This window comes from Pseudonocardia zijingensis (assembly GCF_042657305.1).
GTDB lineage: Bacteria > Actinomycetota > Actinomycetes > Mycobacteriales > Pseudonocardiaceae > Pseudonocardia > Pseudonocardia zijingensis.
Genome location: NZ_JBHSKO010000002.1, coordinates 425,880 through 451,724, shown reverse-complemented (window position 1 = coordinate 451,724; position 25,845 = coordinate 425,880). Strand labels below are relative to the sequence as shown.

Below are 25,845 nucleotides of genomic sequence, written 5' to 3'. Positions count from 1 at the left end.
CAACAGCATGTGGACCCTCTCCGGCTTCGCCGACGAGATCTCCCCCGATCTCGACGAGCAGTGCCGGGTCCTGACCGACCTCGGTATCCGCCACATCGAGTTCCGCAGCGCGTGGGACACCAATGTGCTGGATCTCGACGACGACCAGCTGGAGAAGGTGCGCGTCACGCTGGAGCGCGCCGGGATCGGCACCTCGTCGGTCGGCTCGCCGATCGGCAAGATCGGGGTGCTCGACGACTTCGACGCCCACCTGGTGCGGATGCGCCGCGCCCTGCACGTGGCCCGGGTGCTGCAGGCGCCCTACATCCGGCTCTTCTCCTTCTTCATCCCGAAGGGCGACGACCCGGCGGCGCACCGCGACGAGGTGCTGCGCCGGATGGCCGCGCTCGCCGCCGAGGCGGAGGGGCACGACGTCGTGCTGCTGCACGAGAACGAGAAGGAGATCTACGGCGACACCCCGCAGCGCTGCCTCGACATCGTGGAGTCGGTGGCGTCCCCGAAGCTGCGGCTGGCCTGGGACCCGGCCAACTTCGTGCAGGTGGGCGTCACACCCTTCACCGAGGGCTACGCGGCGCTGCGCCCGCACGTGGAGTACCTGCAGGTGAAGGACGCCCTGCTCGCGGACGGCACGGTGGTGCCCGCGGGCGAGGGCGACGGCGAGGTCGAGGCCACGGTGCGCGCGCTGCAGGCCGACGGCTACGACGGGTTCTGCTCGATGGAGCCGCACCTGGCCACCGCGGGGACGCTCGGCGGGTTCTCCGGCGAGCACCACTTCCGCCGGGCCACCACGGCGTTCACGCAGATCCTCGACCGGGTGGGGGTGCAGTACCGGTGACGGTGCGCTTCGCCGTGGTCGGGTGCGGCGTGATCGGCAGGCTGCACGCCGAGGTGCTCGCCGCCGACCCGGACACCTCCGTCAGCGTGCTGGTGGACGTGGACGCCGCGGCCGCCGAAGACCTCGCGCGGCAGTTCGACCCGGCACCCGCCGTGACGACCTCCCTCGACGAGGCGCTGGCCCGCGCCGACGTCGACGCCGTGGCCGTCTGCACGCCCAGCGGTGCCCACGCGCAGATCGCCGTCGCCGCGCTGGAGACGGGCCGGCACGTGGTGGTGGAGAAGCCGGTCGACGTCACGGTCGAGGCGGCGGCGCCGATCGCGGCGGCCGCCGCCGCGGCGGCGGAGGGCACCGTGGTCTCGGTGATCAGCCAGCACCGCTTCGACCCGGCGAGCGTCGTGGTGCGCGACGCGATCACCGCGGGCCGCTTCGGCCGCGTGACGTCGGCGGTGGCGACGGTGTCGTGGTGGCGCAGCCAGGGCTACTACGACTCCGGCGCGTGGCGCGGCACGTGGGAGCTCGACGGTGGCGGCGCGCTGATGAACCAGGGCGTGCACACCGTCGACCTGTTGCTGTGGTTCCTCGGCACGCCGGTGGAGGTCATGGCGCTCACCGGGCTGCTCGCGCACGAGCGCGTCGAGGTGGAGGACACGGTGGCCGCGGTGGTCCGGTTCGAGTCGGGCGCGCTGGCCACCCTGCACGCCACCACGGCCGCCTACCCCGGCCTGTCGGTCCGGCTCCAGGTGCTGGGCGATGCGGGCTCGGCCGTGATCGACGACGACCGGCTCCGGTACTTCCACAGCAAGGAGCTGGCCGAGGCCGAGGCGGCGGGCGACGCGGGGGTCAGCGCCGACCAGGGCGACCGCTCCGACCAGACCGCGCGCGTGCTGCCCGGCGGCGAGGGGGCGGACACGGCCCACGGCCCGATGTTCACCGGCCACGCGCGGCAGTACCGCGACATCGTCGAGGCGATCCGCACGGGGCGCCGCCCGGGCGTCGGGCTCGACGACGCCCTGCTCGCGCTGGCCACGGTGCGCGCGGTCTACGAGTCGGCGAGAACGGGCGCCCCGGTGAAGGTGGCGGACGTGCTCGAGGCGGTGAAGGTCCCGGCGAGGTAGCCCGGGCCCACCCGCCCCCCTATGCCAGCAAGGTGGCTTTACTGGCGTATTCGGCCAGCAAAGCCACCTTGCTGGCATTCGGGCGGGGCCTGCGTGTACCAGATGGTACAGTCGCCTGCGTGGGGGACGCACGGGCGGCGCTGCTGAGGGCGGCCATCGGGCATCTCGCCGAGCACGGCCTCGGCGGCGCCACCCTGCGGAGCATCGCGGCGGCGATCGGCACCAGCCACCGGATGCTGATCTACCACTTCGGGTCCCGCGACGGGCTCCTGCTCGCGATCGTGCGGAGCGTCGAGGAGGAGCAGCGCGCGTCGCTGGTGGAGCTCGCCGCCGACCCCGGCACGTCGCCCGCCGACCTGGCGCGGCGGATGTGGGAGCGGGTGGCCGACCCGCGGTTGCACCCGCACGAGCGGCTGTTCTTCGAGCTGTACGGGCGAGCGCTGCAGGGCGACCCGGGCGCGGCCCCGATGCTGGAGTGGGTGGTGCCGGCCGCGGTCGAGCAGGTCGCCGCGCTCCTCGTCGAGCGCGGACTGCCCGCCGACGAGGCCCGGGCCACTGCCCGGCTGGGCATCGCGACCGTCCGCGGGCTCCTGCTCGACCTGTTGAGCACCGGTGACCGCGCGGCTGTCGACGCGGCCCACGAGCTGTACGTCAGGAGGCTCGCATGAAGCTGCAGCGCATCGCCGCCGAGGCCACCACGGAGGCGGGGCCGGATGCGGTCTGGGCGTTGCTCTCGGACCGTTCGACGTGGCCGAACTGGTCGCCGCTCGGCTCGCACTCCGGTGTGCAACCCGGCCGGGACGGCACCCCGGACGGGCTCGGGGGGATCGCGCAGTTCGTCACCGGGCGCACGTGCGTGCAGGAGGAGATCGTGGAGCGGGAGCCGCCGCGGCGGCTGAGCTACGCGCTGCTGTCCGGGATGCCGCTGCGCGACTACCGCGCCGTGGTGGAGCTGACCTCGGCCGGTGCGGGCACGCGCATCCGGTGGAGCGCCACGTTCCTGCCCGGGCGGCCGGGCACCGGCTGGCTCTACCGGCTCGTGCTGAACCGCATCTTCCGGGGCATGGTCGCCGGGCTCGCCGCGGCGGCCCGGACGCGCAGCTGACGTTCTCCCGTGCTCGGTTGACCTGATCTCCATTGCGAACTACAGTTTTTCGTAAGTTGCACGTAGCTTCCGCGGGAAGAACGAGCGACTCGGGAGGTGGTCGCCTGGACAGCAGTCGAGCGAAGAGATCATCTACACCGTTGTCATGTTGATCCTCGGGCCCGGTCCTGTCGACCGGGCCCAGTCGTGTGTGGAGGAGTGGTTCGCGGGTGGGTGTCGACCGGCTCGACGACGAGGACTACCCCGCGATGACCATGGGACAGGCTGCCGAGCTGCTGGAGGTGCAGCCGGCCTTCCTGCGCAGCCTCGACGCCGCGGGCGTCCTCACGCCCGTGCGTTCCGGGGGTGGTCACCGGCGCTACTCGCGGCGCCAGCTGGTGCTCGCCACCCGGATGCGCGCGCTGTTCGACGAAGGTCTCACGCTCGACGCGGCGTCCCGGATCGTCGCGCTGGAGGACGAGCTGAGCGCGGCCCGCGCGCGCATCGCGGAGCTCGAGGCGCACCTCGCCGGCCACAACGGCGACGGCCCCGACCGCTGACCGGTCGGGGCCGCTGTTCCGGGAGTGGTCAGGCGTCGATCTGCTCGGGCTCCCGCTCGCCGCCGCCGATGGCGATCCGGCGCGGCTTCGCCTTCTCGGCGATCGGGATCCGCACCGTCAGCACGCCGGCGTCGTACGAGGCGTCGATGTGGTCGGTGTCGAGGGTGTCACCGAGGAAGAGCTGCCGGGAGAACGCCCCGAAGGGCCGCTCGGACACCTGCATCTCGACCTGGTCGCCGCCGTACGGGCGCCGCTCCGCCTTGACCGTCAGCACGTTGCGCTCCACGTCCAGCTCGATGGCGTCCGGCGAGACCCCGGGCAGGTCGAAGCAGACGACGAACTGGTCACCGTCCCGGAAGGCGTCCATCGGCATGGCCGCGGGTCGCGACCACGTGGCCGGGGTGTTGCCGAAGAACTGCTGGGCGAATCGGTCCAGCTCGCGGAACGGGTCGGTGCGCATGAGCATCGCAGGCCACTCCTTCCTTGGTTCGACGACAGTGCAGCGATGCGTCCCGAGCGGGGTGCCGCTCGGATACCTCTAATCGTAACTAGAGATTTCCTGCGGCGCAAGCAGCGCATCTCATGTGCTGATCAGCGCAAGCTCTACGCTGGAGGCTCGCGAGCCGGAGGGGGGCCGGGGGCGTGGCGGTGCACGTGGCACGACCGGCGGTCGCCGGGCTCGCCACCACCGCGTGCGTGCGGGTGCGCGACGTCTCGGGCGAGGTCGTCGGCTCGGGGTTCCTCGTGAGCACCGATCTGGTGGCCACGTGTGCGCACGTCGTCGCGGCCGCGTTGCGCTCCGACCCCTACGACGGCGAGCCGCCCGCCACCGCCGTCACGATCGATTTCCCCACCGTGGCCGGCGGGCCGGTGCAGCGGTCCGCCCGCGTGCACCGCTGGGTGCCGATCGCCGAGGACGGCACGGGGGACGTCGCGGTGCTGCGGCTCGCGGAGCCGGCACCCGCGGGGGCGGTCATGCCGCCGCTGCGGCGCGTCGACCGGCTGTGGGACCACGCGTTCCACGTGTTCGGGTTCCCGGACGGGCGCTGGGACGGGGTGTGGTCCACCGGCCGGATCCGGGGTGGGCAGGGCACCGGCTGGTACCAGCTGCAGAGCGCCGCGGGTGACCAGCGCATCGAGGGCGGGTTCAGCGGGGCGCCGGTGTGGGATGCCGACACCGGTGCCGTGGTCGGGATGACGGTGGCCGCAGACCGCGACCCGGACGTCACCACCGCCTACCTCCTGCCCGTCGAGCACGTGCTCGGCCTCGACCCGGAGCTGCTCCCGAGCCCCTACCGCGGGCTGGAGCCCTTCGACGAGGAGCACGCGGAGTACTTCTTCGGACGGGCGCCGGAGATCGAGCGCCTGGTGACGGCGGTCGGGGCCAACCCGGTCGTCGTCGTGGCCGGCCCGTCGGGCGCGGGGAAGTCGTCGCTGGTCAAGGCGGGTCTGCTGCCGAGGCTGCGGCGGGAGGGCATCCCGGTGGCGCAGGTGCGGGCGCGGCTCGGCACCCCGGTGCTCGAGGAGGTCGACGCCGCGCTGCGGGAGCGGGACGGCGCGGCCAGGGTGCGGCGCGTGCTGCTGGTCGACCAGTTCGAGGAGCTCGCCGACGCCGACGCGGCCGCCGCCCGCGAGCTGCTGGCGGCGCTCGTCGCCGTCGCCACCGCCGACGGGTCGCGGGTGCGGGTCGTGCTGACGATGCGGGGCACGGCGATCGACGAGATCCTCACCCCCGACGCCGCCGACGCGTTGGGCTCCGGGAGCGTGTTCGTCGGCCCGCTCGACCGGGCCCGGTTGCGCGCCGCGGTGGTCGGACCCGCCGAGCGGGCGCCCGGGCTCGCCTTCGAGGACGGGCTCGTCGACCGCATCCTCGACGAGGCGGGCACGGAGCCCGGCCAGCTGCCCCTGGTCGAGTCGCTGCTCGCGCAGCTGTGGGAACGCCGCGAGGGCGGCGCCTTGACGGTGCGCGGGTACGAGGAGGCGGGCGGGGTGGCGGGGGCGCTCGCCGCGCACGCCGAGCGGGTCGTCGCCGTCGTCCGCGACGAGGTCGGTGGCGAGGCCCGCCTGCGTGAGCTGTGCGTGCGCCTGGCCACCACGGCACGGGACGGTCGCGTCCTGCGCCGCCCGGTGCGGCTCGACGAGCTGCCGGCCTCGCTGCACCCGCTGGTGGCGGTACTCGCCGCGGCCCGGCTGGTGGTCGTCACGGGGACGGCGGGCGGCGGCACCGTCGAGCTCGCCCACCAGTCGCTGATCGACCACTGGCCGCGGCTGCGCGGATGGCTGGCGGCCGACCGGGAGTTCCTGGAGTGGCGCTCCGACCTCGACGCAGCACGCGAGCGGTGGGAGGAGAGCGGCCGCGACGAGGGCGCACTGCTGCGCGGCGCGGCACTGGAGACGGCCGGTGAGTGGATGGCCGAGCGGCCCGCCGACCTCGGGGCGGGCCAGGCCGAGTACGTGCGGCGCAGCCGGGTGCGCCAGCGCCGGGAGGTGCGTCGCTGGCGGGTGGTGGCCGCGGTGCTGGCCGTGCTCGTGCTCACGGCGAGCGTGCTCGCCGTGGTCGCGGTCCGGCGCGGCGACCAGGTCGCCGCGCAGCTCGCCACCGCGAACGCAGGCTCGCTCGCGCGGGAGGCGCTCGCCCGGCAACGGATCGACCCGGTGCTGGCGGCGGAACTCGCGCTGGCCGCGTGGCGCAGCGACCCCGAGGTCCCGGTGGTCCGCACCGCGCTCGCCGACGCCTACCGGGCCATGGCCGGCGCGGAGTCCGTGGTCCACACCGACCCCGCCGGACAGCCCGGGCACTCCGTGCTGGCCGGCGACGAGGTGCTCGTCCTCGGCGACGACGCGGGCGTGCACCTGCTCACCGGGATCGCCGGGCCCGCCCTGCAGCCGTGGGTACCGCTCGACCCCGCACAGGTGCGGTTCGCGTTCCTCGGGGTCGGGGAGTCCCGGATCGCTCTGCTCACCACCGGCGGCGAGCTCGGCCTGTGGGACGTCGGCGCGTCCGCCCCGGCCGTCGAGCTGGCGGGCCCGGCCGGCTCTCCGCGCTCACCACGGCTCGCCGCGGACCGCGCCCGGTTGTCCTGGGTGGAGGGCCCCGAGTCGGCCTCCGTGCTGCGCGTCCACGACCTGCGCACCGGAACCACCAGCACCGCGCCGGTGTCGCTCCCCGCCGGCACGTTCGAGGCCTCGCTCACCGCCGACCGCGGCCTCGTCGTCGTCCGTACCCGGGACGGCCTGACGTTGCGCTCGCTCAGCACCGGCGCCGTGGTGCGGACGTTGCCGGCCACCGCGGCCCTCGGTGGCGGCGCGGCGTACGCCACGAGCTGCCCACCCGGTGATCGCACCGCCCGGGAGCTCCTCGTGCAGGACGTCGTCACCGGCGAGCCCCGGCGCGTCGCGCTCACGGGGTTCTGCTCGGATGCCCACGTCACCGGCGACGGCAGGTACGCGGTGGAGAGCCTGACGAGGGGCTCGCCGTCGGTGGCGGAGCACAGCCGGATCGTCGACCTGACCACCGGTGCGGCCTTCCGGTTCACCGCACCCAGCCTCGACCTCAACGCGTGGGACGAGGGCCGCAAGCCCGTGAGCGCCCGGCCCCGTGCCGACGGTGGCCTCGACGTGTACGTGACGCTCGGGTCGCGGCTGGTGCGGTTCGACGCCCGGCCCGAACCCCCGGCCATGCGGGGCAGCGGGGGGATCGGCCCGTACGTGCTGGCCACCGCGGTGGGCCACCTGGTGGTCGACGAGGTCCCGGACCCGCCCGAGGCAGGCACCCCCTACGGCGCCAACGGCTTCCACGTCGCGGTGCACGACCCGCGCACCGGGCAGCAGATCTCGCGCGCCACCGTGCCGGGCGGCGTCTCGCTGATCGACGGCGACGCCCTGTGGTCGCGCGGGCAGGACGACGCGGGCGTCTGGCACTTCCAGCGCTACGACCTGCCGGGCCTCACCCCGGCGCTGGAGCTGCCGCCGGTCACCACCGCTCCCGGCGAGGACGCCGGGTTCGCGATGGCGACCGACGGGGCCACCGACGTCGTGCTCGTCCACGCGCCCGGCGCGCTCACGGCCTGGGACGCCCGCACCGGGGCACGGCTGGGAGAACCCGTCGACGTGGAGGGCGACCTCGCCGACATGACCTGGCCGCGGGAGGGGCACCCCGGCCACGCGGTCGTGGCGACCCCCGGCCAGCTCGAACTCTGGGACGTCCCGGCCGGGCGGCTGCTCGGCCGCACACCCCTCGTGGTGCAGAACCCGCAGAGCGTCGTCGCGGGCCCCGACCTGCTCGTCGTCGCCACCCCTGAGGGCACCCTCGAGGTCCGGCGGCTCCCGGACATGACGCCCACCGGGCCCCCGATCTCCACCCCGGGGCTGGGCGAGCTCCTCGGCTTCGACCCCGAGGGGAGGCTCGTGGCCGTCACCCGGTACACCGATGCGCGGGAGATCGTGCTCTGGGACCTCGAGCTGAGGGCCGAGGCCGGGCGGATCCGCCCGGTGTCGGTGTTCGGCAGCGCGGTGGCCGGCGACGTGCTCACCGTCCGGGGTGGGGGCGGGAACCTCCCCGAGGTGATCCCGCTGCGGGCCGCGGAGTGGCAGGCCCGGCTGTGCCACCTGCTCCCCGGCGAGCCGAGCGCGGCGGCCGGCGCCCTTCTGCCCGCGGGCGCCGACCCCTCCTCGCCCTGCGACTAGCTGACCCGGTTCCAGATGTCGGTCACCAGCAGCACCACGAACAGCGCCGACGCCGCCCCGAGCAGCACGTTCGACAGCCAGCCGGACCGGCCGTCACGGGCGATGCGCTTCGAGTTCAGCAGGAGCATCAGCGTGATCCCGAGGAACGGCATGAACGCCGCGCCGAGCACGCCGTAGACGAGCGTCAGCGCGAACGGGCGGTCGAAGAACAGCAGCGCCATCGGCGGGATCGTGAGCCACAGCAGGTACGCCCGGAACGGCGTGCTGCGCTCGGCGGCCGCCGCCTCGTAACCCGTCTCGGTGGCCGTGGAGCGCTCCGTGCGCAGCGACTCGGCGTCCACCTCGGCCGCCGCGCCGTGGGGCAGCCGGATCGTGCGCGTCCAGTCCGTGAACAGCAGGCTCACGCCGTTCCACACGCCCAGCAGCGACGTGGTGGTCACCGCGAGGAAACCGACGAGGAACAGCACCCGCGCCCAGTCGCCGTACCGGGTGCCCAGCTCGGCGCCGAGCACGAGCAGGCCCTTGTCGCTCTCGGTGAGGTCCTGGCCGAGCAGCAGGTTGGCACCGACGATCAGCATGGCGATCACGAAGATCGCGGTCATCGTGTAGCCGACGGCGTTGTCCAGCCGCATCATCGACAGCCAGCCGGTGCCCTTCCAGCCCTTCGCGATCATCCAGTAGCCGTACGCGGCCATCGTGATCGTGCCGCCGACGCCGCCGATGAGGCCGAGCACGTAGACCACCGAGCCGTCGGGCAGGCGCGGGACCAGCCCGGTGGACAGCTCCAGCAGGTCGGGCGCCACGAGGAAGGCCACCGACACCACGGAGACGAACTTGATCAGCACCAGGACGGTGATGAACTTCTCGAAGATCTCGTAGCGCTGGAGCCACACCAGCACGAGCCCGACGACGCCCGCGATCATCGCCCAGTACCGGACGTCGAGGCCGCCGAACAGGGCGTTGAGCGGGAGGCCGACCGCCGACATCGCGGTGGCGCCGTAGACGAAGCCCCAGATCACGATGTAGCCGCCGAAGAAGACGGTGGCCCACCGGCCCAGCCGCCGCCAGCCGTCCAGCAGTGTGGAGCCCGACGCGAGGTGCCAGCGGCCGACGCCCTCCGCGAGCGCCAGCTTGAGGACGGCACCGAGCACCGCCGCCCACAGCAACACCGTGCCGAACCGGGCACCGGCCACCATCGTGGCGACGAGGTCACCCGCGCCGACACCCGCGGCCGCGGCGAGCAGGCCCGGCCCGACCTGCTTGATCTTCGCCCCGAACCCGGTGGGTGGGCCCACCGTCGTCGTGGTCTCCGAGCTGCTCATCCGTTCCCGCTCCTCATCGATGTCGGGGATCTGGCCAGCCGACCGTAGGTCTGCCCGGCGACGGCAGCGCCCGATCTTTACGGGCCCTTAGCAGACGTACCCCGAAGTTCAGGAACGCCACGTTCATGAACGTGGGGGACAGGAACGTGGCGTTCCTGAACCTCCCCCGGGGCCGCTACCCGTGCAGCTCCCGGTACGCGGCCACCGCGCCCGGGTGCAGCGGGACCTCGCCCGTGCCGATGAGCGAGCGCTGGTCGAGGTACTGGGTGCCCAGCGCCGATTCGGGCACCAGGGCGGGCGCCGCGGTCACGAGCGTGCGCGCGACGGCGGCCGCGGTGGCGGGCGCCAGCTGCGGGGTGCAGACGAGGAGGTTCGCGACGCCGACGGTCGGTACCGGGCCGGCGTGGCCGTACGCGTCGGCGGGCACGGTCACCGGACCGTAGACGCCGCCGTGCCGGGACCGCAGCTGCGGCAGGTGCTCGTCGAGGGGCAGCAACCGGACGGGGCGCCGGGCCGCGAGCTCGGCGAGCGCGGGCGTCGGCACCCCGCCGGACCACAGGAGCGCGTCGGCGGAACCCGACTCCAGCGCGGCCACGGCGTCGCGCAGCGGGCGGCGGGTGACGTCCGCGGAGATGCCGGCAGCCGCGAGCAGCCGGTCGCCGAAGACGGCGGCGCCGGATCCGAGGGCGCCGAGCGAGATCGGCCGCCCGGCCAGGCCCGCGGTGCTCACGGCGGGGTCCTCGGCCCGCACCACGAGCTGCATGTAGTTCTCGTACACGCGGCCGATGGCCTGCAGCGGGACGGGCGCCCCGAAGGGTTCCTCTCCGTTCCGGGCCGCCTGTGCGATGTCGGTGAGCGCGAGCCCGATCGCGGCCCGGCCGGCGCGGAGCTGCTGGATGTTGTCGACGCTGCCGCCGGTGCCCACGACGGTGACGGGCAGGCCCGCCGCGGAGAGGGCGGAGGCGAGCAGCTCCCCGAACTCGACGTAGAAGCCGCCCGGCTCGCCCGCGGCCAGCGCGAGGGGTGGCGCGGCACCCACCGTGCAGCCGGCCGTCAACGCGGCGACGACCGGGGTGCCGAGGATCCCGCGCAGGAGCGCGCGGCGGGAGAGCGCGGTCATGCCGGCAGCTCGATCGTCACGACGAGACCCGCACCCGGTGGTGACGCGACGTGCAGCGCGCCGCCGCGGGCCGTGGCCAGCCGCTCGGCGATCGGCAGGCCCAGGCCGGAGCCGCGGGCGGGGCTGCCCGGCGCCCGCCAGTAGCGCTGCGTGGCCCGCTGCAGCTGATCGGGGGGCAGTCCGGGGCCGTCGTCGCGCACCTCGAGCAGCGCCCGGCCGTCGCGGGAGCTCAACGCGATCGAGACCGTGGCGCCCTGGCCCGCGTACTTCACGGCGTTGTCCAGCAGCACGTCGAGCAGCTGCTCCACCTCCGACGTGGTGGTCGCCGCCTCCACCGGCCCCGGCGCGGCGGCGTCGAGCCGGACGCCTGCCTGCCCGGCGGCGGGGCGCCAGGCGTCGAGGCGCTCGGCCACCACCGCGGCGAGGTCGGTGCGGTCGTCCGGCCGGGCGGCCGCGGCCAGGTCGGTGGCCCGGCTCTCCGCGGACGCCAGCACGAGCAGCCCGTCGAGCAGCGCCTCGAGCCGGTCGAGCTCCACCACCGTGGACCGGTAGGTCGCGCGGCCCGCGGGGGCGACGTGCGGGTCGAGGGTGTCGACGCGCAGCCGCAGCGCAGCAAGGGGGTTGCGCAGCTGGTGGGACGTGTCGGCCACCAGCCTGCGCTGCTCCTCGGCGCTGGTGGCCACCGCGTCGGACATCCGGTTGAACGCCGCGGCGAGCTCGCGCAGCTCGGTGGGGCCCGCGCGGGGGGACACGTGGGCGCCGGGGTGGCCCGCCGCCACCTCGCCGACCCCGGCCGCGAGCTCCCGGATCGGGCGCAGCACCCAGCGCGCCAGCAGCAGCGCGAGCGCCGCGCAGGCGACGGCGGCGAGCAGCGTGCCGAGCAGCACGGCGGCCCACGCGGTGGCGATGTCGGCGGCAGCGTCGGCGGGTTCGGCCCGCAGCACCACGGCGCCACCCACCTCGGTGCCGGTGCCGATCGGGCGGGCGAGCAGGATCGGCTCGGTCGACCACGGCCGCAGCCCCACCGGCCGGGCGGCGGGCTGGTTGCGCAGGGCCGCGTCCACGGCCGAGACCACCGCCGGGTCGTCGGCCCGCAGCCCGGCCTCGACGACGGCCCGGCCCGACCGGTCGACCACCGCGACCCCCTCGCCGTAGACGGTCTGGTGGGCCTGCACCTCCTGGGCCAGCGCGCCAGCCCCCGCCGGCCCGGTGGCCTGCTGGGCGAGCGCGGCGAAGCGGTCGAGGTCGCCCGCCCGCGTGAGCACGAACTCCTGGGTGCGCCCGGCCGCCGTGCTCTGCAGCAGCGGCACCGCGAACCCGGCGACGGCGGCCAGCGCGAAGGCCGACAGCACGAGGAGCAGCCGCCTGCGCACGGCTACCGGCCCAGCCGGTAGCCGAACCCGCGGATCGTCGCGACGAGGCCGGGCCTGCCGAGCTTGTTCCGCAGCGACGCGAGGTGGACGTCGAGGGAGCGCGACACCGCGAGGTAGGCGTCGCCCCACACCTCGTCGAGCAGCTGCTGGCGGCTCACCGCCGCGCCCGGGCGCCGGGCGAGCGCGGCGAGGATGTCGAACTCCTTGGCGGTGAGCGGCACCTCCTCGCCCGCCACGGTGGCGCGGCGCGCGACCACGTCGACGCGCAGGTCCTCGACCTCGACCACGTCGGCGGCGACGTCCGCGGCGGCCCGGGTGCGCCGCGCCACGGCCTCGACCCGCGCGAGCAGCTCCCGCAGCCGCACCGGTTTCACCAGGTAGTCGTCCGCGCCGAGGCGCAGGCCACGCACGACGTCGCGCTCGGCGTCGCGGGCGGTGAGCACCAGCACGGGGGTGGCCGCGATCCGGCGCAGCCTGCGCAGCACGTCCATGCCGTCGCCGTCGGGCAGCCCGAGGTCGAGCAGCACCAGGTCGGCGTCACGCAGGTGCGGCCACACGTCCGCGGCCCGGGAGACCCGTTCGACGCGGTGGCCGTGCGTGCCCAGCGCCTCCACCACGGCGCCGGCCACGCCGTCGTCGTCCTCGACCACCAGCACCCGCACGCGCAGAGCCTGCCACTTCCCCCGGCCGGCCGGGTGCAGACCCCTGCGCCGATCGGCGCCGCCGCTTGCCGATCGCGGCCCTTTCTGCAGGCAGGTCGCTCGGCGCATACTGAGGTGGTCAGCCCCGGTTTCGTGGGCGGGAGGTCCGATGGCCGTGGACATGTGGGTCATCTGGTTGATCGTTGCCGTGGGTCTCGTGGTGCTCGAGGTCTTCACGCTCACCGCGGCGCTGGGGATCCTCGGGGGCGCCGCGCTCATCACCGCGCTCTCCGCAGGGCTCGGGCTGCCCCTGCCGCTGCAGCTCGTGGTGTTCTCCGGCGCGGCCGTGGCCGGCGTCGGGTTGCTGGGCCCGGTCGCGCGGCGGCACCTGACGGCTTCGCGCTCCGGCGCCCCGTTCGGGGTGGACGCGGTGGTCGGCAAGCCGGGTTACGTCGTGCAGGAGGTCACCTGCCGCGACGGCCGGGTGCGGATCGGCGGCGAGGAGTGGACCGCACGCACGGTGGACGACAGCGTCGTCATCCCGGCCGGAGCCACGGTCGGTGTGCTCCACATCGACGGAGCCACGGCCGTCGTCTACCCCAGGGAGTGATCATGGACCTGGCGCTGCTGATCGTCGGAGTGCTCGTGGCGCTGATCGCCGTCATCACGGTGATGCGCACCGTCCGGATCGTGCCGCAGGCCCGCGCGCGCAACGTCGAGCGGCTCGGCCGCTACCACCGCACGCTGCAGCCGGGCCTCAACTTCGTGATCCCCTACATCGACCGCGTCCACCCGATGATCGACCTGCGGGAACAGGTCGTGTCGTTCCGCCCGCAGCCGGTGATCACCGAGGACAACCTCGTGGTCGAGATCGACACCGTGCTGTACTTCCAGGTCACCGACCCGCGCGCCGCCGCGTACGAGATCGCGAGCTACCTGCAGGCCGTCGAGCAGCTCACCGTCACCACGCTGCGCAACGTGGTCGGGTCGATGGACCTGGAGGTCACGCTCACGTCACGGGACCGCATCAACAGCCTGCTGCGCGGCGTGCTCGACGAGGCCACGGGCAAGTGGGGCCTCAGGGTCAACCGCGTCGAGATCAAGGCGATCGACCCGCCCAAGACCATCAAGGACGCGATGGAGAAGCAGATGCGCGCCGAGCGGGACAAGCGCGCCGCCATCCTGGCCGCCGAGGGGCAGCGGCAGTCGCAGATCCTCACGGCGCAGGGCGACAAGCAGGGCGCGATCCTGCGCGCCGAGGGCGAGCGGGCGGCCGCCATCCTCAAGGCGGAGGGCCAGTCCCGCGCCATCGACGAGGTGTTCCAGGCGGTGCACCGCAACGACCCCGACCCGAAGCTGCTCGCCTACCAGTACCTGCAGGTGCTGCCCCAGCTCGCGCAGGGCGACGGCAACACGTTCTGGGTGATCCCCAGCGAGGTCACCTCGGCGTTGCAGGGTGTCTCGAAGGCCTTCACCGAGTCGGTTCCGCGCTCGCCCGCCACCCGGGAGCGGGCGTCCTCCTCGGAGGAGGTGGCGGCGCTGGCCGCCGAGGACGCGGCGGAGGCGGAGGAGGCCGCGGCCGACGCCGTGGCCGACGCCGCGGTGGCCGACGGCATCGCGCACACCAACGGCGAGCAGCCGCGACCCGCGCCGCCCGCTTGAGGGCGGCGTGACGGGAGCCGAGCCCGGGTCCGAGCCGGGCCCGGTGCGGCGCGTGGTCTCGCGGCTGCTGCGCCGGGCCTGGGACGACGACGTGCTCAGCCAGGCCGCCTCCGCGGCCTTCTGGCAGACGCTCGCGGTGCCACCGCTGCTGCTCGGGCTGTTCGGCCTGCTCGGGTACGTGGAGCGCTGGTCGGGCCCGGACACGGTCGTGGCCGTGCAGGACTGGATCATCCGGATCACCGCGGGCGTGTTCAGCCGCAACGCCGTGGAGGAGATCATCGTGCCGACGGTGACCGAGGTCCTCAGCACCGGGCGGGGTGAGGTCGTCTCGGTCGGATTCCTGCTGACGTTCTGGTCGGGCTCCTCGGCGATGGCGGCGTTCGTCGACGCGATCACCCGGGCCCACGACCAGTTCCCGGTGCGCTGGTGGGTCTGGCAGCGCACCCTGGCGATCCTGCTGTACGCCGCGGGCCTGACGCTCGGGATCGTGCTGCTGCCCGCCGCGGCGCTGGGGCCCGACCGCGTGCTCCCGCTCCTGCCCGACCGGATCGAGCCCGCGGCGCGGACGGCGGTGGAGGTGCTCTACTTCCCGGTGGTGGTCGTGGTGCTGGTGCTGGCGCTCGCCACGCTCTACAAGATCGCGCTGCCGTTCAAGCCGCCGTGGCACCGCGGCCTGCCCGGCGCCCTGCTGGCGGCCGTCGTCTTCCTGGTGGGGGCCACCGGCCTGCGGCTCTACCTCGACTGGGTCACCAGCACCGGGTACACCTACGGCGCGCTGGCCGCCCCGATCGCCTTCCTGCTCGGCATCTACTTCATCGCGCTCGCGGTGATCGTCGGGGCGTACCTCAACGCCGCGATCCAGGCCGTCGCGCCGGCGCCGCTGCGCCGGCGCGGACGGCTGGTGGAGACCTAGTCCTTCGGGTCGATGGGGTGCGCGTGCTCCCGGCTGTCGTCCAGGTGGCTGGGGTCGAACTCGACGCGGCCGACCACCAGGTGGTTGATCAGCCAGAGCACGATGCCGACGGCCAGCAGGATGCCGGCGATGAGGAACTGGGACATCGGCCGGCCCGACAGCGGCGTGGCGAGGAAGCCGCACAGGAACACGCCGAGGATCGGCGCCCAGGTGGGGGCGCGGAAGTGCTTGTGCTCCACCTTGTGCTTGCGCAGCACCAGCACCGCGATGTTCACGATGGTGAACACGGCCAGGAGCAGCAGCGCGGTGGTGCCACCGAGCACGCTCAGGTCGACGCTCACCACCAGGACGTAGGCGATGACGCTGCTGAACACGATCGACACCCACGGTGTGCGGCGGGTGGGGTGCACGGTGGCGAACACGGTGGGCAGCACCCGCTCGTTGGCCATGCCGTAGAGCAGGCGGCTCGCCATCAGCATGTTGATCAGCGCCGAGTTGATCACGGCGAGCAGACCGATCGCGGCGAACAGCTGCAGCGGGAAGCCGGGCGCGCCGATCTCGAGCACCCGCAGGAGGGCGCCGCTCCCGGCGTCGGCCAGCTCGTCGGCCGGCACGAGCGTGGAGGAGACGATCGCGACCACCACGTAGATCGCGCCCGCGACGGCCATGCCCAGCAGCATCGCCTTCGGGAAGATCTTGACCGGGTCCCTGGTCTCCTCGGCCATGTTCACGGAGTCCTCGAACCCGACCATGGCGAAGAACGCGAGCGACACGGCGGTGGTGATCGCCAGGAACGGACCCGAGTCACCGGTGTTGATCTCGGTGAGCCGGCTCGCGTCGCCCTGCCCGCTGCCGATCGCCCACAGTCCGGCGATGATGATGATCGCCAGACCGCTCACCTCGATGCAGGTGAGCAGCACGTTGGCCTTCACCGACTCGCCGACGCCGCGGAAGTTGATGATCGCGAGGCCCGCCACGAACACCAGCGCGACGATCCAGAGCGGCAGCACCGCGAACTGCTTCAGGTAGGTGTCGCCGAACGCCTTGGCGGCCGACGCGGCCGACGTGACGCCGGAGCACATCACCGTGAACGTCACCATGAACGTCAGGAACTGGATCCCGAATGCGCGGTGCGTGTACAGCGCCGCCCCGCCGGCTCCCGGGAACTTCCCGACCAGCTCGAGATAGCTGAACGCGGTCAGGAACGCGACCACGAACGCGCCGAGGAAGGGCACCCAGAGGGCACCACCGATCTCCGCCGCCACGGAGCCGGTCAGGGCGTAGATCCCCGTGCCGAGGATGTCACCCACCACGAAGAACAGCAGGAGGCCGGGGCCGATCGCTCGTTTGAGTTCGGGCTGGCTCCGGGCTGGGGCAGAGTCCACCATGGCGACTGAGTGTGACGCCTACCACGCCACCGGTCGAGGATCTTGGCGATGATTTGATGTAACGGAAATGGCACTGCCCGTTCGGCGGCGCCGGGCCAGTTGCACCAGTACGGCCACGAGCGCCGCCACGGGCAGCGCGACCAGCGCGAACAGCGCGAGTGTCGCGCCCCACGGCCACGCGGGCCCGTCGAGCACCAGGCCCGCCGTCGGGAGCTCGAGCACCGCGGCCACCCACCGCGCGGTGGCCACGTCCCCGTTGCGGGCGAGGTCGCTCACCGTGGCGTCGAACGCGAACCCGCCGTGGCGGTGGACGTACTCGGGTGCCGGGCCGTCCGCCACCTGCACCACGGCCCGCGTGCCGGGCACGAGCAGCCGGTCGAGCTGCGCCGCGGCGCCGTCCAGCTCGGCGCGGGGGAGGAACGTCAGCCCGTGCCGCGAGCGCACCGGCCCGCCGTCGGCGGAGACGGCGAGGGTGCGGCTCGCCAGCGACCAGGCCTGCGTGTCGAACACCGAGGCGAGCTCGATCTCGCCCACGCCGTCGGTGAGCGCCACGCCGACCGTCGGCGGGTCCCAGGTGAACCCGGCGTTGACGATCGCGGCGGGGTGGGGGATCGCGGGACCGGTCGTGACGGGCGGCGGCGTGCCCGTGCCCCAGTGGCGCCAGCCGATCGCGGCCGCCGCGTCCCGGGCCGCGGCCGGGCCCAGGGTCCGCTCGACGACGTGCAGCGTGCCGTCGACGCCTGACAGGATGCCCGCGGTGCTCACGACGTCGCCGTCGTCGACGACGCGCTGGCCGTGCACCCACCGCACCTCGGGGTGGGCGCGTTCGAGGCTCGGCAGGCGCATCCAGTGCGCGGTGGCGGGCCGGTCGTCCAGCAGCCCGGCGGAGGCCAGCACGGCGGCCCCGTTGCAGATCGACAGCAGTTGGGCGCCGCGCTCGGCCTGCGCCCGCAGCCAGCCGGTGACGGGCGCGGTGGAGGGTTCGCCCACGTCCGGCAGGGCGGGCACGACCACCAGGCTCGGGGCGACGAGGCCGGCGAGCTCGTCGAACGTGAGGTCGGGGACGAGGTCGAGCCCGCCGGTGAGCGGGACCGGGCCGCGGTGCGGCCCGACCGTGTAGACGTTGAACCGGCCGGTGGCGGCGAGGATCTCGTACGGGGCGAGGGTGTCGGAGCCCTCGGCCCCGTGCGCGCCCACCACGACCACCGCGGTCGGCTTGGCGGGGTCGTGCCGCACCGGTGCCGGCGCGGGGACGGCCCACTCCGGTCCAGGTGCGTACTGGGCGGCGAAGGCGGCCGGGGCGTTCACGGCAGCGGTGGCCGCGGCCGGCAGGAGCACGGCCACCGCGAGGGCGAGGGCGCGGGCTGCGCGCACGAGCGATGTCTTCTTCATGATCAGTGCCAGTAGTCGGCCCGCCGCCACAGCATGGCGGCCAGCATCAGCGGGAACATGATCACGTGGCCCGCGATCATGAGGGTCGAGCCGCTGATCGCGCCCAGCCAGTAGGGCACGAGCAGCAGGACGAACGGCAGGAACATCGCCGCGCACATCTCGGCGGTCCGCGGCCACGAGTGGCGCCGGATGGCCATCCACAGCGCCATCGCGACCGTCATGTCGATCGCCATCGTCATCGCGGCCACGTCCGGGCGCACCACCCACTCGGAGGGCCAGAGCGGGCCGATCGCCATCATCCCGACGAGCATGGCGAGGACCATCTCGAGGTAGTGGGCGGTGAAGCGGAGCAGCTTGCGAGAGCTGGTGCGGGCGGGGGGCGTGGTCGTCGTCGTCATGCCGGAGAGGGTCGTCGCGATCGGCCGCCCTGCCAGGTGCCGGAGGTCATGGACCGGGGTCATGACCCGGCATGACCCCCGGGTTCAGAGCAGGCCGAGGGCGCGGGCGCGCAGCGCCGCCTGGGTGCGGTCGCGGGCGCCGAGCTTCGCCAGCACGTTCGTGACGTGGTTCTTCACCGTGCCCTCGGCGAGGAACAGCTCCGCGGCGATCTCCCGGTTGCTGCGGCCGTCGGCCAGCAGCCGCAACACCTCCAGCTCACGCTCCGACAGCGGCACGACCAGCGGCTGCGGCCGCTCCTGCGCGGTGCTGGTGTCGGGCAGCTGGGCGAAGCGGGCCACCACCTTCGCCGCCACCGACGGCTGCAGCACCGACTCGCCACGGGCCGCCGCCTGCACCGCCTCGACCAGCCGCGCCGACGACACGTCTTTGAGCAGGTAGCCGACCGCGCCCGCCCGCAGCGCCGCGAACACGTCCTCGTCGTCGTCGAACGTGGTGAGCGCGATGACCCGCACCCCGGGCTGCTCGACCCGCAGCCGCCGCGTGGCGCCGATCCCGTCCAGCACGGGCATCCGCAGGTCCATCAGCACCACGTCGGGCGCGAGCTCCGCGGCCTTGCGCAGCGCCTCGTCGCCGTCGCCCGCCTCGCCCACCACCTCGACGCCCTCGTGCACGGTGAGCAGCGTGGCCAGCGCCTCGCGGAAGAGGGCCTGGTCGTCCACGAGCAGCACGCGCACCCCGGTCACCCGGGCACCTCCATCGTCAGCACGCAGCCGCCCCCGGGCGGCGAGTCGACCTGCAGCCGGCCGCCGAGCAGCGCGGCCCGCTCCCGCAGCCCGACGAGGCCGAAGCCCGGCGACCCCGCACCGGTCATGCCCACCCCGTCGTCGCGGACCTCCACGCGCACGCCGGACCCGTCGTAGGTGAGCAGCAGGTCGGCGCGGCTCGCCCGGGCGTGCTTGCGGACGTTCGTCAGGCCCTCCTGCGCGGCGCGGTACAGCGCCTCCCGCGCCGCCTCCGGGAGCGGGCGCTCCGTGCCGTTCACCTCCAGGCGGGTGGGCACGGCCGCGGCCGATGCCTCCTCGGCGAGCGTGTGCAACGCGGCGGGCAGGGCCTCGGCGGCGCGCGGCTCGCGCAGGGCGCGCACGGAGCGGCGCACGGCGTCCAGCGCCTCCTCCGACTGCCGCTGCGCCTTGGCGAGCACCTCGTCGGCCTTGGCCGGGTCGGACTGCAGCACCGCCCGTGCGGCTTTGACCTGCATCTGCACCACCGTGAGCGAGTGGCCGAGGCCGTCGTGGATGTCGCGGGCCACCCGGTTGCGCTCCTGCGCCGTGGCGAGCCGTTCGGCCTGGGCCGCGTGGTCGCGCAGCTGCTCGTGCGCCTCCGCGAGCTCCTGGCGCAGCCGCTGCTCGCGCTGGAGCAGCTCCGTGATCACGGCCGCGAACACGACCGCCGCGAACAGCCCCACGCCCTCCCGCAACGCCGCCTGCCACGACTCCATCGGCGCGTGCGCGAACGGCACGAGCACGACCACCAGCGCGGTGACGGGCCGGGGGAGCAGCAGCACGCACTGGCTCACCAGGACGACCAGGAACAGCGTGGTGGCCACCCCGGGGTCCAGGGCGAACGTCGCCATCGCCAACGCGAGCTGGACCACCACGTACCCGGCCGACCACACCCGGGACCCGCGCCTGCGCACCCAGAAGAAGCCGGCCGTGCCCACCAGCGCATAGGCGGCGCCGATCGGGACGGCCGCGAACGGCCCGCTCTCCCCGACGACCCCGATGACCAGCGTGAGGAACGCGCCTCCGGTCAGCACCGCGAGCGCCCGGTTCACGCCGTGAACCCTACGGGGGGATCGGCCGTCCGGGCAGGTCAATGCTCCACGGGGGCCGGGTCCGGGCCGAATGTTGTCAAGAATCGGTCGCGGAAGTCCTCCATCGGCCAGCCGGGGGCGTCCGGCCCGGGCCGCAACCCGTCCTCCCAGCCCCAGCCGGAGATCCGGTCGAGCACCGCCGGGTCGCGCGTGATGATCGAGATCGGGACGTCGCGCCCCGCGTGCGGCCCGGTGATGAACGGCGCCGCCTGGTGGTCGCCGAGCACCACGAGCACGAGGTCGTCGTCGCCGGAGGCCTGCACCCACGAGGTGAGCGTCTCCAGCGAGTAGGCGATCGAGCGCGCGTACGTGGAGCTGACCACGTCGGAGCCCTTGGCCCACACGGCGTCGCGCGGCTCCCCGGTGGTGTACGTCTGGAAGATCGAACCGTCGCCCACCCGGTCCCAGCCGATCACCGGCGGGATGATGGGCCAGGGGGCGTGACTCGAGGCCAGCGCGATCTCGGCCAACAGCGGCTTCCGGTCGGCCCGGGCGTGCTCCATCTGCTCGAACGCCGACATCGTGTACTGGTCGGGCACGCTCGCCCAGCCGAGGTCGGGGCCGCGGTAGCCGAGCGCCGGGAAGTCGTAGACCTGCTGGTGGCCGTAGAAGCGGGCCTCCGGCCACTCCCCGGTGGTGCCGGGCATCACGGCCACGGTGCGCCAGTCGGCCTTCGCGAACGCGCTGATGAGCGTGAGGCGGTCGCTGGCCATGAGCGCGTCGTGCCGGGCCTGGTTGGCCACGCGCGTGCCGGACAGCATCGTGGCGTGCGCGAGCCAGCTGCTGCCGCCCGCCACCGGGGCGGTGAGGAAGCCGCTGCGGGCGGCGAACCCGGCGGAGGCGAGCTGGGCGGCGCCCGTGTCGAGGGCGGGGACGACGATCCCCGCGAGGTCGGGCCGCTCGATCGTGCTCCGCCCGTAGCTCTCGACGAACGCGAACACCACGTCCTTCCCGCGCAGCGCCGTGAGGAGCTCCTCACCGGGCACGGCGCGGAACGGGTCGGTGGCGAGGGCCGCGGTGAACGTCTCCTGGTCGAGCAGGCTCGTGCGCACCTGCAGCGCCCGCTCCCCGGCGCCGACCGCGGTGACCGCCGACGCCACCGGCACGCCCAGCGCGGCGCACACCAGCCAGACGGGGGCGAGCACGGCCACGGCGCGCAGCGCAGGCTGCCTGCGCCCGGCCGTGACCCGGGCGAGCCGCACCACGGCCGCCGTGACGAGGGCGAGCACGCCCGCGGTGAGGGCGAGGGCGGCGACGACCGCGACCACCTCCCCGGCCGGGCCCGTCGAGGCCCCGAGGAAGCCGAGGCCGTCGTCGAGCAGCGCCCAGTCGAGCACCGGGTCGAACGGGCGGGCGAGCACCGCGGTGAAGCCCATGTCGAGCAGCTTCAGCACGGTGAGCAGGCCCAGCACGACACCCCCGGCCACCGCCGCGGGCCGCCGGGTCCTGGCCGGGAGCAGGAGCACGACGGCCACGCCTGCGAGCGCCTCCAGGGGCAGCCGCAGGAACGCGGCGGGCGTGAGGTCGTCCACCGTGTTCGGCGCGACGAGCAGGGCCAGCACCAGGAGGGCGGCCAGCACCGTGATCACCCGTCGCAGGGACATGTGTCGCGCACCTCCGCCGAACCGCGGACCCCACCGGCCCGCCGCACACAGGGGACACGTGCTTCCCCGGGCGACCAGTTCACCACTGCGGCCGGGCGAACCCGACAGCGGTCACCCCGTCAGGGCGGCCCGGATGTGCTGGGCGAGGTCGAGGCCCGCCGCGTCGGCGGGGAGCAGCCAGGCGAACTCGACGTGTTCGCGGGGGTCGAGCACCACCGGGTCGCAGCCCGCCGCGACGGCCTCGAACACCCGCGCGTGGATCCGCACGGCCCGCCCGGCCACGTCCATCCACGAGTGGCTGCTGCGCTCGCCGGTGAGGCGCACGCCCAGCCCGGTCTCCTCGCGCACCTCACGGACGGCGGCGTCCTCCGCGCGTTCGCCGGGCTCGACCGTGCCGCCGGGCAGCTCCCAGATCCCGCCCAGGAACGTGCCCGGCGTGCGGCGCAGGAACAGGACGGCGTCGTCGCGCGCGATCCAGCAGTACACCAGGTGCTTCTCGGCGATCTTCCCCACTGATCGCTAACGCGAAGGAGCCATTCTCCGATACTCGTCTCGCAACGGGGGTTGCACGGGGGGAAAACATGACGATCGCGTCTCCGCGACAGCCGGAGGGGGCGGCCCAGGGGGCCCGGCGGCTGTGGCAGCTGTGGACGTGGGTGAGCCGGTGCGACGCGTCGGGGTGCGACGAGCGCCCCGTGCACCTGGGCTGGTGCGCCCGCCACACCCCCGCCGACGACCCGGCGCCCGACGAGTACTGGGGCTGACGAGAAACAGGGGCCCCGAACTCCCGTCAGTCGCCTCCCACCGGCGAGGACGTCCGCTCCCGGCGCAGGTGGGCGGGCCGCGCGAAGCACAGCACCGCCACCAGCCCGGCCAGCAGCACCCCCGCGGGCAGCAGCATCGACTGCCCCATCGCGGCGGCGAACGCCGCGTGCTGCTCGGGCGGCAGCGCACCGACGGCGGCCTCCGCCTCGCCGGACATCCCCGGCAGGAGCGCCGCCAGCCGCGCCTCCATCATCGCCGCGATGCCCGCGCTGCCGAGCACGGCGCCGACCTGCCGCGTGGTGTTGTACACGCCCGCCCCGGCCCCGGCGTGCGCCATCGGCAGGTTGCGGGTGGCGGTGCTCCCGATCGGCGCCCAGATGAACGCGCTGGTGACGCCGATCAGCGCGAGCGGCAGCAGCAGCGTCCAGATCGGCGCGCCGGGCACCATCACCGCCGCGAGCCAGAGCAGCGACACCGAGAAGCCGAGCATCCCCGCGCCTGCGACGTAGCGGGGGTGGTGGCGGTCGGCGAGGCGCCCGACGAGCGGCGCCAGCGACCCGGACAGCACGGCCATGGGGGCGAGGAGCAGCGCCGCCTCGGTGGGGCTGAGCCCGCGCACGCCCTGCGCGTACAGCATCAGCGGGAACGCGTGGGACACCACCGTGAACCCCACGGTGGTGATGGCGACGTTGGCCAGGCTGAAGTTGCGGTCGCGGAACAGCGACAGCGTCATCAGCGGCTCGCCCCGGTTGCGGGCCTGCCACACCACGAACCCGGCCAGCACCACGATGCCGGCGACGATCAGCGCCCACACCGGCACCGGCCCGACGATCGGGCCCCAGTCGTAGGTCTGGCCCTCCTGGATGCCGAACACGAGCAGGAACATCCCGACCGCGCTCAGCGCCACGCCGAGCAGGTCGAACCGGTGGACGTGCGTGGGCAGGTCCGGCACGAGGCGCAGCGCGAGCACGAGGCCGACCACCCCGATCGGCACGTTCACGAAGAAGATCCACTGCCAGCCGAGGCTGTCGACCAGCAGGCCGCCGAGGAGGGGCCCGACGAGCGTGGCGACGCCCGCCACGGCGCTCCACAGGCTCATCGCGCGGCCGCGCCGATCGGCCGGGAAGGTGCGGGTGATCACGGCCATCGTCTGCGGGTTCATCATCGAGGCGCCGAGGCCCTGCACGATGCGCGCGAGGATCAGCTGCTCGACACCCCCGGCCAGCCCGCACCACAGCGAGGCCAGCGTGAAGATCACGAGGCCGACGCAGTAGACCTGCCGGGGCCCGAAGCGGTCGCCCAGCCGCCCGGTGATGAGCAGCGGCACCACGTAGGCCAGCAGGTACGCGCTGGTGACCCACACGACCGAGGCGACGTCGGCGCCGAGGTCCTGCATGATCGCCGGCGTCGCCACCGACACGATCGTGGCGTCCACCAGGATCATGAAGAACCCGATGACCAGCGCCCACAGCGCGGGCCACGGGTTCGTGCCCGACTGCGTCACGGCGCGTCCTGGATCGGCCATCGCAGCTCCTCGCCCTCTTTCAGGTGCATGGGCCGCTGGGCGAGCAGGGCCGGCACGGAGACGCCCCGACACGACGCCCACCGAACATACGCAACCGAACATACGGGCAGGCCGGAGCCCCGCGCCGCCCGGGATCCGCTGTCGGGTGAGTACTGGACGAGCAATTCCCCACTCGATCGTTGCTCAGCACGGAACGGCGCCTGGTCCTCCGGGGTTCGACCAACCCGCCCGAGCAGGACCTCACGGCGGCTGTGACAGCCGCGGTGTGCGGCTCGCGCTGATCACACGCGGCATCGGCCGCCCGCCCGGGAGCATGATCGTTGTTCCGGCGCGAAAGCCGACGCATCCCGTCGGGAAACGCGCCGGTTCACCGATCATGGGCTGGGGAGCCCTCGTTGATGGGAGGACCGCCTCCTGGTGGCGCCGTCAGGAGGCCACCGCGGACGGGCACCAGCGGCGCCGTTCGGACTTACTCGTCTAGGCCGCGGCCGGTTCCCGCAGGAGGGCCGCCACCTCCCGGGCCGCCGCCTGCCCCGCCCGGTTCGCCCCGATCGTGCTGGCGCTGGGTCCGTACCCGACGAGGTGGATGCGCGGGTCGGACACCACGCGGGTGCCGTCGACCTCGATCCCGCCGCCGCGGCCGCGCAACCGCAGCGGGGTGAGGTGGCCGAGCGCGGCGCGCCACCCGGTGGCCCAGAGGATCACGTCGGCCCCCACCGCGGTGCCGTCGGCCCAGGCCACCCCGTCCGGGGTGATCCGCTCGAACATCGGCAGCCGGTGCAGCACGCCCGACTCCTGCGCGGCGCGCACCTCGGGGGTGAGCGCGAGCCCGGTGACGCTCACGACGCTCTGCGGCGGCAGCCCCGCGCGCACCCGCTCCTCGACGAGCGCCACCACGGCACGGCCCCGGTCCTCGTCGAACGGCTCCTCGTGGAACACCGGCGGCCGCCGGGTGACCCACGTGGTGGCCGCGGCCACCGGGGCGATCTCCATCAGCAGCTGCACGGCGGACGTGCCGCCACCCACCACGACCACGCGCAGGCCGGCGAACTCGTCGGGCCCGGGGTAGTCGACCGTGTGCAGCTGCCTGCCCCGGAACGACTCGGCCCCCGGGTAGCGGGGCCGGAACGGGCGCGTCCACGTGCCGGTGGCGTTGATCAGCGCGCGGGCGTGCCACGTGCCCGCGTCGGTCTCGACCTCGAGGCCACGCTCCGCCGAGCGGACCGCTGCCACCCGCACCGGGCGGCGTACCTGCAGGTCGAACACGCGCTCGTAGGCGTCGAAGTAGGCGGGCACGATCTCGGCAGCGGGCCGTGTGCGATCGGCGGGCTCGAACGGCAGGCCCGGCAGGCTCGCGATCCCGTGCGCCCGGTCGACCCGCAGCGTGGGCCAGCGGTGCCGCCACGCCCCGCCCGGCCCGTCCTCGCGGTCGAGCACGACGAACCCCGGGCCCGGCTCGAGCCCCGCCCGGCGCAGCCCGTACGCGGCCGACAGCCCCGCCTGACCGGCCCCGATCACGACCACATCGCTCCGCACGCCCAACCCAACGCGGGCGAGCCGCGGGGAAGTCCCGAGCGCGGCAGGC

At 74.3% G+C, this 25,845-nt stretch carries 24 protein-coding genes; 10 read left to right on the top strand and 14 right to left on the bottom strand.

Annotated elements, in window-relative coordinates; genetic code table 11:
- Window positions 1–7: 7 nt before the first annotated feature.
- The 5 genes from ACFPL3_RS06325 (at window position 8) to ACFPL3_RS06305 (ending at window position 3,597) form a co-directional block, all read left to right on the top strand.
- Window positions 8–835 carry a sugar phosphate isomerase/epimerase family protein gene (locus tag ACFPL3_RS06325; protein WP_343938173.1) on the top strand — a complete coding sequence of 276 codons (828 nt, stop codon included), beginning with the start codon at window positions 8–10 and terminating at the stop codon, window positions 833–835.
- Entirely contained in the window at window positions 832–1,953 is a 1,122-nt protein-coding gene (locus ACFPL3_RS06320) for a Gfo/Idh/MocA family protein (protein ID WP_379588515.1), read from the top strand. Before ACFPL3_RS06325 ends, ACFPL3_RS06320 begins: the two co-directional genes overlap by 4 nt.
- A gap of 119 nt (window positions 1,954–2,072) precedes the next feature.
- Window positions 2,073–2,621 (top strand): TetR/AcrR family transcriptional regulator, encoded by a 549-nt coding sequence (locus ACFPL3_RS06315; protein ID WP_343938177.1) that lies wholly within the window; start codon window positions 2,073–2,075, stop codon window positions 2,619–2,621.
- Complete coding sequence (locus ACFPL3_RS06310; protein WP_343938179.1) at window positions 2,618–3,058, top strand: SRPBCC family protein; 441 nt, start codon at window positions 2,618–2,620, stop codon at window positions 3,056–3,058. The genes ACFPL3_RS06315 and ACFPL3_RS06310 overlap by 4 nt, the downstream gene beginning before the upstream one ends.
- A gap of 209 nt (window positions 3,059–3,267) precedes the next feature.
- Window positions 3,268–3,597: a helix-turn-helix domain-containing protein gene (locus ACFPL3_RS06305; protein ID WP_379588514.1), complete on the top strand. Its 330-nt coding sequence runs from the start codon at window positions 3,268–3,270 to the stop codon at window positions 3,595–3,597.
- Window positions 3,598–3,625: 28 nt separating this feature from the next.
- Here the strand turns inward: ACFPL3_RS06305 and ACFPL3_RS06300 are convergent, their stop codons facing one another.
- The gene (locus ACFPL3_RS06300; protein WP_343938183.1) at window positions 3,626–4,063 is read right to left on the bottom strand and encodes an Hsp20/alpha crystallin family protein; all 438 of its coding nucleotides are present in this window, start codon (window positions 4,061–4,063) and stop codon (window positions 3,626–3,628) included.
- Window positions 4,064–4,251: 188 nt separating this feature from the next.
- Between ACFPL3_RS06300 and ACFPL3_RS06295 the strand changes: the two genes are divergently transcribed.
- Complete coding sequence (locus tag ACFPL3_RS06295; RefSeq protein ID WP_343938185.1) at window positions 4,252–8,283, top strand: serine protease; 4,032 nt, start codon at window positions 4,252–4,254, stop codon at window positions 8,281–8,283.
- Here the strand turns inward: ACFPL3_RS06295 and ACFPL3_RS06290 are convergent.
- From ACFPL3_RS06290 to ACFPL3_RS06275, 4 genes are all read right to left on the bottom strand, one after another.
- Window positions 8,280–9,605, bottom strand: a complete 1,326-nt coding sequence (locus ACFPL3_RS06290) for an Nramp family divalent metal transporter (RefSeq protein WP_343938187.1) — start codon at window positions 9,603–9,605, stop codon at window positions 8,280–8,282. The two genes, ACFPL3_RS06295 and ACFPL3_RS06290, sit on opposite strands and share 4 nt — an antisense overlap.
- A gap of 175 nt (window positions 9,606–9,780) precedes the next feature.
- A complete protein-coding gene (locus tag ACFPL3_RS06285; protein WP_343938189.1) occupies window positions 9,781–10,725 on the bottom strand; it encodes a TAXI family TRAP transporter solute-binding subunit in 945 nt (314 codons plus the stop codon).
- Window positions 10,722–12,098 (bottom strand): sensor histidine kinase, encoded by a 1,377-nt coding sequence (locus ACFPL3_RS06280; protein ID WP_379588512.1) that lies wholly within the window; start codon window positions 12,096–12,098, stop codon window positions 10,722–10,724. Before ACFPL3_RS06280 ends, ACFPL3_RS06285 begins: the two co-directional genes overlap by 4 nt.
- Window positions 12,099–12,100: 2 nt before the next feature.
- On the bottom strand, window positions 12,101–12,760 hold the full coding sequence (locus ACFPL3_RS06275; RefSeq protein ID WP_343938195.1) for a response regulator transcription factor: 660 nt from the start codon (window positions 12,758–12,760) through the stop codon (window positions 12,101–12,103).
- A gap of 148 nt (window positions 12,761–12,908) precedes the next feature.
- Between ACFPL3_RS06275 and ACFPL3_RS06270 the strand changes: the two genes are divergently transcribed.
- The 3 genes from ACFPL3_RS06270 to ACFPL3_RS06260 are packed head-to-tail and all read left to right on the top strand — an operon-like array spanning window position 12,909 to window position 15,314.
- Window positions 12,909–13,349, top strand: coding sequence for an NfeD family protein (locus ACFPL3_RS06270; RefSeq protein ID WP_343938197.1), 441 nt, complete (start codon window positions 12,909–12,911; stop codon window positions 13,347–13,349).
- Window positions 13,350–13,351: 2 nt separating this feature from the next.
- A complete protein-coding gene (locus ACFPL3_RS06265) occupies window positions 13,352–14,401 on the top strand; it encodes an SPFH domain-containing protein (protein ID WP_379588510.1) in 1,050 nt (349 codons plus the stop codon).
- Window positions 14,402–14,408: 7 nt separating this feature from the next.
- On the top strand, window positions 14,409–15,314 hold the full coding sequence (locus tag ACFPL3_RS06260; protein ID WP_343938201.1) for a YihY/virulence factor BrkB family protein: 906 nt from the start codon (window positions 14,409–14,411) through the stop codon (window positions 15,312–15,314).
- On the opposite strand, the gene ACFPL3_RS06255 is transcribed toward ACFPL3_RS06260, so the two are convergent.
- The 7 genes from ACFPL3_RS06255 to ACFPL3_RS06225 all read right to left on the bottom strand — a co-directional run bounded on the left by ACFPL3_RS06255 (window position 15,311) and on the right by ACFPL3_RS06225 (window position 22,483).
- Window positions 15,311–16,702, bottom strand: coding sequence for an APC family permease (locus tag ACFPL3_RS06255; protein WP_343938203.1), 1,392 nt, complete (start codon window positions 16,700–16,702; stop codon window positions 15,311–15,313). The genes ACFPL3_RS06260 and ACFPL3_RS06255 overlap by 4 nt on opposite strands.
- Window positions 16,703–16,720: 18 nt before the next feature.
- On the bottom strand, window positions 16,721–18,094 hold the full coding sequence (locus ACFPL3_RS06250) for a DJ-1/PfpI family protein (protein ID WP_343938205.1): 1,374 nt from the start codon (window positions 18,092–18,094) through the stop codon (window positions 16,721–16,723).
- A gap of 2 nt (window positions 18,095–18,096) precedes the next feature.
- Complete coding sequence (locus tag ACFPL3_RS06245; protein ID WP_343938207.1) at window positions 18,097–18,492, bottom strand: hypothetical protein; 396 nt, start codon at window positions 18,490–18,492, stop codon at window positions 18,097–18,099.
- 84 nt (window positions 18,493–18,576) lie between these two features.
- On the bottom strand, window positions 18,577–19,236 hold the full coding sequence (locus ACFPL3_RS06240) for a response regulator transcription factor (RefSeq protein ID WP_343938209.1): 660 nt from the start codon (window positions 19,234–19,236) through the stop codon (window positions 18,577–18,579).
- On the bottom strand, window positions 19,233–20,327 hold the full coding sequence (locus ACFPL3_RS06235; protein WP_343938211.1) for a sensor histidine kinase: 1,095 nt from the start codon (window positions 20,325–20,327) through the stop codon (window positions 19,233–19,235). Before ACFPL3_RS06235 ends, ACFPL3_RS06240 begins: the two co-directional genes overlap by 4 nt.
- A gap of 38 nt (window positions 20,328–20,365) precedes the next feature.
- Entirely contained in the window at window positions 20,366–21,970 is a 1,605-nt protein-coding gene (locus ACFPL3_RS06230) for an alkaline phosphatase family protein (protein WP_343938213.1), read from the bottom strand.
- Window positions 21,971–22,081: 111 nt separating this feature from the next.
- Window positions 22,082–22,483: an NUDIX hydrolase gene (locus ACFPL3_RS06225; RefSeq protein ID WP_343938215.1), complete on the bottom strand. Its 402-nt coding sequence runs from the start codon at window positions 22,481–22,483 to the stop codon at window positions 22,082–22,084.
- A 68-nt stretch (window positions 22,484–22,551) separates the two neighbouring features.
- Here ACFPL3_RS06225 and ACFPL3_RS06220 point away from each other — a divergent pair, with 68 nt between their 5' ends.
- Window positions 22,552–22,734 carry a hypothetical protein gene (locus ACFPL3_RS06220; protein ID WP_343938217.1) on the top strand — a complete coding sequence of 61 codons (183 nt, stop codon included), beginning with the start codon at window positions 22,552–22,554 and terminating at the stop codon, window positions 22,732–22,734.
- Between the two features lie 26 nt (window positions 22,735–22,760).
- On the opposite strand, the gene ACFPL3_RS06215 is transcribed toward ACFPL3_RS06220, so the two are convergent.
- Window positions 22,761–24,260 carry a DHA2 family efflux MFS transporter permease subunit gene (locus tag ACFPL3_RS06215; protein ID WP_343938219.1) on the bottom strand — a complete coding sequence of 500 codons (1,500 nt, stop codon included), beginning with the start codon at window positions 24,258–24,260 and terminating at the stop codon, window positions 22,761–22,763.
- Between the two features lie 477 nt (window positions 24,261–24,737).
- The gene (locus tag ACFPL3_RS06210) at window positions 24,738–25,796 is read right to left on the bottom strand and encodes an NAD(P)-binding domain-containing protein (RefSeq protein WP_343938221.1); all 1,059 of its coding nucleotides are present in this window, start codon (window positions 25,794–25,796) and stop codon (window positions 24,738–24,740) included.
- Window positions 25,797–25,845: the final 49 nt, after the last annotated feature.